Below are 12842 nucleotides of genomic sequence, written 5' to 3' on the forward strand. Positions count from 1 at the left end.
AGATGAAGAAGAGATCTATTGAGGGATTTGTAAAACAACGTAAGTGGCTTTGGCATATACTTTTTTGGGGATTATACCTTCTATTGATGTACTTATTCATTATAGGTTTTCGTGATCGCATACAACTTCCATGGTTTAGTATGATCCCACTGTTTTTACAGATCCCTCTCTTCTATGTAAACTATTCCTATCTTTTGCCAAATTACTTTAATAAACGAAGTGTTTGGCAATACCTATCTATTAATATATTGCTGATAACCTTCGTGTTAACCATTTCGGTTATATACCATCGTTCTGTCTTTATCTCTTTTGGTACACTTTTTGAACATCTAGACATAAACATTCAAGATGTGTTGGCGAAGAATGTAAATTATATCTTCTCCAACTTTCTATCATGTTTAACAATACTGTTTTTTAGCTCCATGTTCTACCTCTATGAAGTTCGACTTAAAGAGGAGAAGAAGGAGTTAGAGTTGAGTCATCAACTTAGAAGATCGCAATTTCAACTATTAAAGACACAAATTAACCCTCATTTTCTATTCAATGCTTTAAACAACATATTTACCCTCTCGGTAGTAAAGTCTGATAAGACTTCGCAGAGCATCCTTGACCTTTCGTCACTGTTACGTTATGTGATCTACGACTGCAACTCAAATTATGTGAGTATTTCGCAAGAGGTCGACTATATTACCCACTATATTAAGCTGGTGAAGTTAAAAGACGATACCATCGATAATGTCCGTTTCCACTACGATATCAAAGACGATGTGGGAATTGCCCCGATGTTATTGATTCCTTTTATCGAGAACAGCTTTAAACACGGTAACTTTGAAGATGCCGAGAAAGGGTATGTAGATATTGAGTTGTTTGCCTCTACCGAAAGGATACATTTTCGTTGTATCAATTCGATAGGTAAAGTACAGAAGAAGAAAGATGGAGTAGGGGGTATTGGTGTAAAAAATGTTCTCGAACGTTTAGAATCTTTATATGGCGACCGAAGTATTGTAAACATTGAGCATCAAACGAATGTTTATATTATAGATATAAAAATTGTATTGATGTTATATGGAGAACATTAGCTGTATTATTGTTGACGACGAACAACTATCCCGATTGCTTATCGAAGGTTATCTGGAGAAGATCCCTTCTATCGATCTAAAAGGAACCTTTAAAGATGCCCAAGAAGCCCTGTTGTACCTACAAGAAGATAAGGTAGATCTTATCTTCCTTGACATTCAGATGCCTACACTGACCGGTATCGAGTTCATCAAATCACTTAACTATAGACCACAGGTGGTATTTATCACCGCCTACCCTCAGTATGCTATCGAAGGCTATGAACTAAATATCGTTGACTACCTCTTGAAGCCCGTCTCATTTGAACGATTTCTTAAGGCCGCCGTCAAAGCACAAGAGCAAATTCTTTTGGTAAGAAAAGCAGCATCCCCCGAGACATCAACCATCTCATCCAGTAGTGCCTCTGCCAAACATCTATTGGTCAAGAGTGAACATCGTCTCTATCGTATTGCCTTTGAGGATATTCTCTATATCGAGGGGTCACGCGAGTACCTCATTATCCACACCGCCCAAGAGAATATCAGCACCCTCATGTCTTTCAAGAACCTCTTAGAGTCACTACCCGAGAAGCAGTTTATCCGTGTCCATAAATCTTTTGTTGTTAATCGTGATAAAGTGAAATCACTCTATGGCAACCAGCTCGAAATAGATAATGCACGAATCCCCATAGGTAAGATGTACAAGAATGAAGTGTTGGAAAATCTATTCTAACACTTCATTGTAACCAACGTTATCTATTAATCCAATTGTATTATTTCGTTATTGAAAAATTACTTTTATACTCTTTTGGGTATCACGATCCCTTATGATATAGATCCCTTTTTTAAGAGGCGGATTAATCATCGTATCAATTCCATTGGTAGTGAAGGAGGAAACCACCTCTCCCTCTATATTAATTATCTCATACGAATGTTGTTGGATGTCATCTTGATGAATATAGAACCCATTAATTACAGGATTTGGACTAACTGTAAAGTGTCGCTCTGACATATTATAACTGTTGTAGTTGATCAAACTATTTACATTAGTACTGATCTTCAAATCTGTTTTTGTCAGGTAATCTTCAATATGAACAAATCGAAGTCTTTCCATGAAATTAAGTCTGTCGGAAGAGTAACATGCAATACGTAATAGTGCATTGTCTTTGATGTGTTTAGGAGTAGTAAGTTTAAGTGTTACAGAACTTAGGTTCTTGTCAAGTACTGCACTCTTAATGCATTCATCCTCAAAATCAATAAAACCATCTAAGTCTAAGTCTATCCAGATTGATATCTTTGGTTGTTTGAACTTATCAGGAATAGTATACTCAATCTTCATTTCATAACTTTTACCAGGAATCAGATCAATAACTTTGGCTTTATAATCTAGGTAGCCTCCAGTCCCTCTGTCTTCATCATTGTGTATGTTTGAAAGTGAGATCATATCTAATACTTTCGAAGACCTAACAACTTTTACCGCTTTATATATATCTGCTTCTAGTGTTGTTGCATCAATCTTATTTGATCCCTTGTGTTCATAATAGATCTTTCCATCTTTTTCAATATATCGAAAGACCTTATATTTATATGTTGTGGATGGGCTTAGCTTATTGTGATCAAAAGATCTATTATTCTTATTTATATATGAACAGTTATCTGTATATCTAAAGCCGTTCACTGGATTTACCACATCTGGTCCCTTGTGAGCCCATTTTACAAAATATCCTGTAAAATTATCATGACTTTCTTCCCACTCGAATTTAACATCATATCGAGATACTTTAGTTGCTTTTATTGTCAAAGGGGGATGCTCAACGATGGAATTAGGATAACCATTCTCTCTTTTAATTAAATCCTCATCCACTTCAATTTTAAAGACCAGAGCATATTTGTTAGGTAGAGAGGATGGTAGATGAATAAGAAGACCATCTTTTGTTCTATTAAATGTGACTTCACCATGACCGAGAAGAGTAACCTTGGTGATTTGGTTATTGCTACTGATTTTAAGATCAGAACTCAATGTCTTGATTAAACAACTTTTTGTGTAATCAGTACTTAAAGCCATAGCATACAACGAGTCCCCATTCATTGTAAACCTAAAATCCTCTTTATTGAATAACTCTGTATTCGGTTGAATCTCACGAGAGCTATTCCCATTCTTTGGGTTTATCTGAACATAAGATAGATTCTCTAGATGTCCTTCACCATATATGGCCCATGGGGTTGTGTTGTAGATAGCTTCTCCATTCTGCTTTAGCCATTTGCCTGTCTCCAAAAGAAGCTCTTCTTGCTCTCTATCAAAAGTTCCATCAGGGCGCGGGTTCATCGACAACAATAATCCTCCATTTCTTGATACCAAATCGCATAGTCTAACAATAATATGACGTGGTTTTTTATACACAATATTATTTGCCCATTGCCAATCACACCATCCCACAGCACTCGGGGTGTCATCTTCCCATGGCCAGTCTATAAAAGAAGCCCTATGAGAGCCATTCTCATAACTGTATACTCCGAATTCTTTTCCAAAGTTTCCCTTATTGTGAACAGAGACCTCCTTCTTTTCATCTATTCCCATATTAAAGAAGTGGGAAAGAATCTTCTCTGTAGAGAACTTTCCTCCTCCTGCATCAAACCATAATATGTCTGGCTTGTATTTGTTAATAAACTCAACAGTAAGATCATATCTATTTTGTGAGAACTCATCTTCTGTTCCCATAAACCAGTAATAATTACGAAGTTGAGGATCAAATAGATCTATTTTATCATAAATCTTTTTGTTCTTAAACCTGTTTCTTATTGCTTGGTAATGAGCGTAGGTTCTTCCATGATGGAATGTCGCAATAGTCTTTATTTCTCTTTTATTTAGTTCGTCATATAGCTCCTGCATTACATCTCGTTTCGCTCCCAACTTCCCAATACATAAATCAGTTATATCACTGTCCCACATACAAAAACCATCATGATGAACCGCTGCAATTCCTGCATATTTCGCTCCTGATTTCTCTATCAAATCGGCCCAATATACTGGATCAAATTTCTTCGCTTTAAATAGGTTAGCCATATCTTTATAACCAACTCCCTCGTTGATGTTTCCAACATGTTGATTGAATAATTGATACATCTCTCCTTTGGGATTCGTATGGTAATATTTAAGATATCCTGTAATATAGTCATTAGCCCAATTGGGACTAGTATGATCCCAACCCCCTGAAACGGAGTAGACGCCCCAGTGAGCATAAATGCCAAATTTTACATCTTTAGCCCATTGTGGTACTGTATGTTTTTGCAGAGAATTCCAGTCTGCATTATATCGTTCTGTATCTGAAGCTTGCGTCGATGAATTCAGACACAAAATGCAAAGCAATAATGTTATATATTTCATCTTTATTTATTTCATCTTTATTTATTTATTTCATCTTTATTTATGTGACGATACTATGCTGTAACTATAACCTCTTCTCCTTTTAGATATATTTACACCTGATGGTATTAAGACCGTTCTCATTATTCATTCTATTAAACAGAATAGCATCTACACATCTTTAAAATTAGCATTAGGCCACCTTGCGAGCATCTGCCACTCATTGTCCACAAAAACTTGAGATATGATCCCATTCAGTTTTCTTTTGTAGATCTCTCCTTGATGGTGTTCCCATTTTCCACTACTTAGTTTATCCACTGGTTGACTCGCATCCATCACCACCTCTTCGTTACGGTAGTTTGTAATAACAATAGGCTTCTTTTCCGTCCCCGACACGTTTTTCACAAATGTCTCTTCTATATAGTGTCCTTTACGAAGAAAGATCGTATCACCTGCAACGATACTTTCTAAACTCTTTTTTATTGTTCCATATGGATTCAACATCGTTCCGTCTCCTTTAACATCATCTCCCGATGTTGAAACAAACACATTCTTTGCAGATGCCATATTGGGATTTGAAAGCATCTGTACCCCCATAAGTATTGCCAAAACCAATACTTTGAAGTAAATTGGGTAATAATTTTTCATAATAGTATGTTCTGTAAGGTAAAATTAAATGTTGTAAATGCTTTATTCATAGATGTGTTAGTTCTAGGAATTCGATCTATCCTTGCCAACCCAATAACTCTCTGCTTAAAGCATCTTCTCGAATGTTCTTTTTATTCTATATAATCGTGATCACAGATAGATAAACACTCTTTTAATGATGTCGAAATTACTTTATAAGCTTTCTGCGTAGTAATATAGATTGAAATATTGTTAACATCCTCGAACCATCATTACACAAATCTTAAGTAGTGAGTAAAGATTGTTATTTATTGATTTAAAAGGAGTTGTTTGTTTCATGCCATTGTTTTATGGAATAAACAAAATGTCTCAAAAAGTTGGTAATGATTTGTCTGTTAACGAACCTAAAGATCATGCGAAACTGCAGCTATAATTTTTTTAGTAAATTTAGGTTCTAATATCTAGATTATATGAATAAACTCTCTCTTTACGACACCCTCGGAATGTTTCTACCTGGTGCAATGCTTCTGTATGGGGTACAAGCAATCAATAAGAACTGGAATTTCTTTACCATCGATATCGAATGGAAAGAATCCCTTATCCCTGTTGCATTGGCTTCCATTCTTTTGGGTGCTCTGCTATTCGCTATAAGTTTCCTATTGGTCAAATCGAAAGCTTTTAAAATGCTTAGCCAACTCTATAAACCTGTCGGGAAAATATACTACAACGATGCGGTCTCTGTTTTATGGGATGCCACTTTTCTCAATAGCATACAAGAAAAACAACACACCAAAGCACATTTCTATTCCAAACAAGAATACCTGGAAGCCGATTATACCCTAAAGCAAAATGCCATACTGCACAAGAAGAATTGTACGACTATGCCTACTACCTCCTAGACTATGAAGGCAAAAATGGAGCAGTGCTATCCAACCACTCTCTCTACTTCTTCTTTCGACAGTCTTTTATTGCGGTAGCCATACTAACCATCACCTCTGGCGTCATATCATCTATATCTCTATGCAACACATGGAGCGCAAACTACTCTATATGGATGATACTTCCTGCTGCGGTAATCCTACTTATCCTATTCAGTCGTCTTGGGCAACACTACCGCAAACGAATGGTTCACAATCTCTATTGGAGCTATTTTATCCATCTCGAAAAACAACATCAAACCCTTAACCCATAAACCAGCTTCTGATATATGAACAACAAAACACACTACAATAAAGACAGCGAGAAATTCAATCTGACAGAGCCAAAGGCAAAAGCGAAATATACCATCTATTTCAACCTTGCCATCCACCATATCGAAAATGGAATCAAAGAAATACACCAAAGAACATCGCTAGGAGTAAAGGAGGGCAAAAGATTCAAAACGCTTTATAATTCCAATATGGCATTAAGCGATAAAGAAAAACTGTTTCGTGCCATCGAAAACTATTTTCCTCTTGTGGTGCCCGTAAGAGCTTATTACGAGAAGGATAAGCGCTCTGATGGTATAAATATCCATGAGAAGGTTTTTAAGGCCTTAGATCTAATATTAGAGCGTCTAAACGCTCTTCGAAACAACTGTAGTCATGGGGGTTACAACCAACCTATTCCTTACAATAAGGACGTAATCGAAAGCCTTCTTCCTGATCTCTTCAAGCGTGCCATCTATCGAGAGAAGAACAAACGTGCGAACCCACTTGCCTGTCCTTACCCTTTCTCTAAAGCACAAAGCGACGATTTCAAAAAGGAGGTGCATCACATTCGCGAACAATATACCCATATGACAGACCAAGAGGTTCGCGAAGAGTTTCTCGATCAACAGATAGAACACTTCGAACAAAACGAGTTTGATATTCATAAATGTTGTAATGGAAAGAGAGCGCCTAAAGATTCTCTTGGGCTTAACGATCTCTTTCTTTTGATGCAATTCCTTGATAAAAAGAAAGCCGAAGAGCTATTGAGTCAAGAGACAGGCTTTAAGGACACATCCAAGATCTATTATCAATTTACCCGTTGGGCTTTCACCTCTTTCTGTTTCCGTGGGCTACGCAACAAAGTGGCCTCCCATCACGAGAACATCCGTATTCCCTTGATGATGCAGATGGTCGACTATCTGAGCTGTGTGCCTGATGCCCTCTATCGCCACCTCACCGAGGCCCAAAAAGAGGAGTTTGTCATGGATTTGAACGACTATTTCTCACCATACAGTGGGAATCATATAGAGAATAAGCTGGTTTCCCACCTTGTAGTGCGCAAACGCTACGAAGACAAATTTCCATATTTTGCCATACGCTTTATCGACGAGGTGATCCAACCCAAAGGCATACGCTTTCAAGTCTATGCTGGCAACCATCTAAAAGATCGCAGAGAGAAAGATATGGATGGCAAAGTGCTATCTCGTGAGATAAAAACCCCCATCTACCTCTTCGAACGACTCTCCACCGTATGTCGAAACAAAGAAGCTTTGCAAACCTCCGATGCAAACAGTAAGTCATTAGAACTGTTTCCCAACCCATCCTATCACATCGAAGACCGTAAGATATGTCTTGCCATAAAGGGCAAGGATAAGAAAAAGACCACTTCAACAAAAACGAACAACACCTACTATGGTAGCGAACTAAAAAACGATATCCGCAATAAGCTGAGTGATTCCGATACACAAAAGGAGCATTGGACCCACTGCGTAATCTCTACACACGATCTTGTGGCATGGCTACATATGCTTCTAAAACAAGAGAAGCAGACTGACAAAGATGTGTCTCAAGCGTGTTTTGCCTCTTGGATCAATGGTCGTCATATGGCTTTAGGTCATCTGATCAAAAACGAAGAGAGCAAGGACAAAATATTACCTAAGCCTACCGAGGGACTCGAAAATGATGTGAAGCGTTGTCATTCCTATATCGAACTACTCTCTTTCAAAAGATGGAAGAAACAACATAAAACGTCGGACACCGAAGAGGAAGTCGATAAAGAAGCCTGTATCAAGCAAATACATAAGCGTGTGGCAGATCGCCAGCAGAGGTTAAAGGATCTCGGAGACAAACGTTTTCTATCGGATCGCATTAGAGGAACACTGGCTTCGTGGACTGCCGACCAGCTGGTGCGTTGGATGCCAAAAAACGTACGCAGCGAATGGAAAGGCTACCACCATCGCGAACTGCAAGCCCTGCTGGGTGCAAAATACTTTGATTTGGCATCACTAAATAAACTCTATTGGGGAGTATGGACAAAAGAGAAAACATCGCGACCTTGGAGGCAAGCTTTGTTAATGGCCTTCAAAGGAGCTGATTTTATCACCTTCTACCGATCTTTTCTCGATTTCGAAATCAACCAACTGGAACAATTTACCAAAGATCCAACCACCGATATTCCCCTTAAACATCCGTTGTTCGAATACATGAATCCAAAACGATTCAAGACCACCAGCTACCTGAACTACCTAGAACAGTTGCAGCAACAAGTTCCTGCGCTTCCTCGTGGGCTGTTCGACGACAAACCAACCTACCATCCCAAAGTCTCTGGAATTCGTATCGATACCCATCCCGATGAGTATGCCGACTGGTTTGTCGAAACCTATCGCTATCCTAAAGCGGACTACCAAAGTTTCTACAATAAGCTCCCCGAATCTATCGAGATCCCTTCTGATGAACTGGAGACGCTACGTAAACAGGATGTACATCAAAACAAGAGTGACCAAGAACTGCAGAAGAAGTACCACTATCAGGAGATGTCCAAAATACGTAAGGAGCAAACCAAAGACCAGGCGATATGGTGGATGGTCAAATATATGTTGAACCAAACTGCCTGTGCCGATAACCAAATGGAACAACGCGTGGAGGAGCTATCCCTGCGTGAGGTCTACATCTCTGGATCACAAAAAAAAGCGGAACAAGAGAGTGCCCTGAAACAGTCGAAAAGAGAAAAAGGAAATATGGATGACAACCTGACGAAACACACCAGCCTCTATCGATTAGAGATCCCTGTGTCTCACCATACCGATGCAAAAATACAACTTGGCGACCTACTAGATTATCGTGCCAAACGACGTGACCCTCTGGTAGAAACCCTACAAAGCTATGATCCCAACAAACATTGGGACAACCAAACCATCGATCACGAGCTATTCAGTGGGAAAGACGCATATCTGACCATTCAAAGAGACGAGATCTGGGAAAAACTATTCACTTTCGAGAAAGGCCTATTAACACGCTATCGAAACAAAAAAGGTTATCCGGAATCCGTCTATCCCGAAGCATTCAAGCACAATGGCTATCCCAATTTTAAAACCATGCTGTTCGCCTATTATCACAACCAAATAACCGATGAGTTCAAACAGACACTCAATGCTTTTATCGATGAGAAACCATACAACAAAAACCGAACCTTCAACAAACTAGAGAAATATATTTTGACCGCAGTACTATTGCGGAATAAATTTGCCCACTCCCAACTACCAAACGTATCTTTTTTGCAGAAACTTAAGGAGATCGGAATATTACAGCTCCATGCCAAAACAACTTATAGTCGTAGCTTAGCAAATACATTGATAGGAGCCCTGAAGCAATTAGAAAGAAATTAAACATAATTCGATAGGATAGAAAAAATGACCTATGACCATGAAAATATCAAACAAAAACCCTATTTTTATTTCGTTGAAATGGGCATCAAAACCCATTGAATGGATACCATTTAAAAGTAGGTTGGGACATACCTGTTTTTGAAAGGTATTCACAACCCCAAATGTTTTTACGACAGGGGTTGAATAGTTGGGACATGCCTGTTTTTGAAAGGTATTCACAACCGCATAACAATCATATGCGGCAGCACCTTCGTTGGGACATGCCTGTTTTTGAAAGGTATTCACAACATGCAACACTTTACCGTCAATTGATAATTTGTTGGGACATGCCTGTTTTTGAAAGGTATTCACAACACACTAAGATGATGAATTTTTTCATATGTAGTTGGGACATGCCTGTTTTTGAAAGGTATTCACAACACTATTTCGCTTGATCTTACCAATTCGTTGGTTGGGACATACCTGTTTTTGAAAGGTATTCACAACAACACAGTCAAGGTTGAAGAACTGAACTTCTGTTGGGACATACCTGTTTTTGAAAGGTATTCACAACACATACCTAATAAACTCACAAGACCTTACAGTTGGGACATACCTGTTTTTGAAAGGTATTCACAACAATATTCGCTTCATCTGTTACTGTTAACGAGTTGGGACATACCTGTTTTTGAAAGGTATTCACAACTTATAGTCACACATTTTATCATATGAATCTGTTGGGATATACCTGTTTTTGAAAGGTATTTACAACACTTGTTGGAACTGATTTTATGTTGTAGTGATTACTATAGCGTAAAGAAAAATGATCTATTTACACCATTGAAGACCTTGAAGTTTATATCGATAGGGGGGTGCTAAAGTTAAAGTCCTCATGGTATTCGGATTACAACAATATTGCGATAAAGGCGCCGCAGTTAATAGCCTAGTGTGAAGCGCTAGCATATAGGTGAAAAAACAGAGGAGGGATGTAAGTACGATCGTTATAGATCTATTTACCAAACACAATAAGCTCTTAAGTTTAGCACTCTCAGTGCATTGTTGTAATCACATGGGGCTGAAACAAGGAGGGTTTGTCGGATTCGTTCATTCTGTTTCATCCACATTTTGCAGATATACTTTCATCCACTTCTCTGTTTTTAACATCGTATATTCTATGTCACGACCACTATCGGCCTCTCTTTACAATGGTTTTATCTTATTGCTTACCGCTTCTAAATATCCTCTAGAGATTCCACACCTATAGCTCATCTCATCATTAAAGGAATAGAATACATGAGAAAAGAAGTGACAAGCCAAAAGGTTATTTGCCGAGAAAAAGAGGTGGATATTTACGGCTGCTTTCTACTACTTTTTAGCCGAAAGTAAGTTCAATGCATTATATTTCAAATATATAGGTGTTGAGTCTTTGTATCCCCACCATATTTTTATATATTTAAATACATCTATGACACGAATTCAATACACGTAGCATCCAAAAGCTAGAGAATGTATATTGATCAGCACAATGGGACAACTCCGTTACATATCCACAAACCCCACTTCACCAAATCACACTTTAGTGATATGTAGCTTCAAAGGACCTCCTCCGTGGACGGTGTAAAATTAACTCTGTCTAAATTTTCTTAAATTAGTAGACATGGAAAGAGTTGATTTAGAAGAAGTAAGAATTAAAGCGTTAGATCAGATCCGTAATGGAGGCAATTTAACAGGTAAGGGAGGAGCGTTTGCACCATTGATTAAAGAGTTTATTGAAGCCGCGTTAGAAGCAGAGATTGAATCCTATTTAGATTCACAAGAGCGTAGTCGAGGCAATAAGCGTAACGGTAAAGGGAAAAAGACCCTTAAATCACTATCAGGGGAAGTTCAGATTGACACGCCACAAGACCGCCATAATAATTTTGAACCAGTAGTCATTAAGAAGCGTGAACGTATAATGAGTGATACTCTGGAGAGTCAGATTCTAAGCCTATATGGTAAAGGAATGAGCTTTCGAGATATATCGAGTCATATAGAAGAGATCTATGATATGAATATCTCACACACAACACTAAGTGAGATAACAGAGCGTGTTATACCTATGGTTAAAGAGTGGCAAAACAGGCCATTAGATGAAGTATATCCCATCGTGTGGCTTGATGCCATGCATTATAAAGTCAAAGACGAAGGACGTGTTGTAAGCCGAGCTGTGTACAATGTTCTAGCCATTGATAAGAATGGCCACAAGAATCTTATTGGCATGTATGTCTCAGAGAGTGAAGGGGCTAAGTTTTGGTTAAATGTACTGACTGACCTTAAAAACAGGGGAGTAAATGATATATTGATTGCATGTATTGATAACCTAAAAGGGTTTGCCGAAGCTATTGAGTCAATTTTCCCATCTGTTACCGTGCAATCCTGTATTGTACATCAAATAAGAAACTCCATGAAGTATATACCCCATAAATACAAGAAAGAGTTTATGGCAGATTTAAAACCTGTCTACAAGGCTGTAAACAAAGAACAAGCAGAGAGTCGTTTAGAAGAGTTAGAGCAAAAATGGGGTGAGAAGTATCCAATAGTTATTGAATCGTGGAATCGCAATTGGCATAAATTAAGTGCCTTCTTTGAGTTTGAACAATCAATAAGAACAATGATATATACAACCAACCCAGTAGAGGGCTTTCATAGGCAAGTTAGGAAGATTACCAAAACAAAAGGAGTCTTTCCCAATGATATGGCATTGAAGAAGTTAATATATCTAGCAACAATGGATATCCAGAAGAAGTGGAATCGATCAATCGAGAACTGGACTACGATTATACAGCAGCTCAGGATCAAATATGGGGAAAGAATGCCTGTTGACATTTAAAGCCCCATAAGATGCAAAGGTTGAATAGTTTCATTCAATAAAAAAAGGGTGTAATAAACAGCTCGTACCTCACTGCCCTTGTTTTATTGAAGAAAACTTTCAAAAAGGCACTTACAGGGATTTAAAAACAGTATATTTAAAATCACTACGAAAAATAACCCAGACAGAGTTTAATTTACACTACCCCTCCGTGTTTCCTTCGTACCTAAGTAGTACCTCCCCCTACCTTTGTCCATGATTCAGCCATGTTTCGTCCATGGTTCAGCCACCAATACCCCCGAAATCGATGGACAAACCATGGAGGAACCATGGACGAAACATGGACAAAGGTAGGAGGAGACACCTACCATCCCCCTATCAGGGTGCTAGGAG

At 38.3% G+C, this 12842-nt stretch carries 8 protein-coding genes and 1 CRISPR repeat array; of the genes, 6 read left to right on the plus strand and 2 right to left on the minus strand.

Going from position 1 to position 12842, the window contains the following annotated elements; translation table 11 throughout:
• Nucleotides 1-2 precede the first annotated feature (2 nt).
• Nucleotides 3-1079, plus strand: a complete 1077-nt coding sequence (locus K5X82_16000; GenBank protein ID QZT36730.1) for a histidine kinase — start codon at nt 3-5, stop codon at nt 1077-1079.
• Nucleotides 1066-1788 (plus strand): LytTR family DNA-binding domain-containing protein, encoded by a 723-nt coding sequence (locus K5X82_16005; protein QZT36731.1) that lies wholly within the window; start codon nt 1066-1068, stop codon nt 1786-1788. Before K5X82_16000 ends, K5X82_16005 begins: the two co-directional genes overlap by 14 nt.
• A gap of 48 nt (nt 1789-1836) precedes the next feature.
• On the opposite strand, the gene K5X82_16010 is transcribed toward K5X82_16005, so the two are convergent.
• The gene (locus K5X82_16010; protein ID QZT36732.1) at nt 1837-4440 is read right to left on the minus strand and encodes an alpha-L-fucosidase; all 2604 of its coding nucleotides are present in this window, start codon (nt 4438-4440) and stop codon (nt 1837-1839) included.
• 150 nt (nt 4441-4590) lie between these two features.
• Complete coding sequence (locus tag K5X82_16015; protein ID QZT36733.1) at nt 4591-5067, minus strand: hypothetical protein; 477 nt, start codon at nt 5065-5067, stop codon at nt 4591-4593.
• 449 nt (nt 5068-5516) lie between these two features.
• Here K5X82_16015 and K5X82_16020 point away from each other — a divergent pair, with 449 nt between their 5' ends.
• The 4 genes from K5X82_16020 (at nt 5517) to K5X82_16035 (ending at nt 12470) form a co-directional block, all read left to right on the plus strand.
• On the plus strand, nt 5517-5945 hold the full coding sequence (locus K5X82_16020; GenBank protein ID QZT36734.1) for a hypothetical protein: 429 nt from the start codon (nt 5517-5519) through the stop codon (nt 5943-5945).
• Entirely contained in the window at nt 5918-6238 is a 321-nt protein-coding gene (locus tag K5X82_16025) for a hypothetical protein (protein QZT36735.1), read from the plus strand. Before K5X82_16020 ends, K5X82_16025 begins: the two co-directional genes overlap by 28 nt.
• 15 nt (nt 6239-6253) lie before the next feature.
• A complete protein-coding gene (gene cas13b, locus K5X82_16030; GenBank protein QZT36736.1) occupies nt 6254-9622 on the plus strand; it encodes a type VI-B CRISPR-associated RNA-guided ribonuclease Cas13b in 3369 nt (1122 codons plus the stop codon).
• Between the two features lie 120 nt (nt 9623-9742).
• Nucleotides 9743-10373: a CRISPR direct-repeat array (repeat unit 25 nt; unit sequence CCTGTTTTTGAAAGGTATTCACAAC).
• Nucleotides 10374-11258: 885 nt separating this feature from the next.
• Complete coding sequence (locus K5X82_16035; GenBank protein ID QZT36737.1) at nt 11259-12470, plus strand: IS256 family transposase; 1212 nt, start codon at nt 11259-11261, stop codon at nt 12468-12470.
• Nucleotides 12471-12842 lie beyond the last annotated feature (372 nt).

The sequence above is a fragment of the Prolixibacteraceae bacterium genome (assembly GCA_019856515.1).
GTDB lineage: Bacteria > Bacteroidota > Bacteroidia > Bacteroidales > Prolixibacteraceae > Halosquirtibacter > Halosquirtibacter xylanolyticus.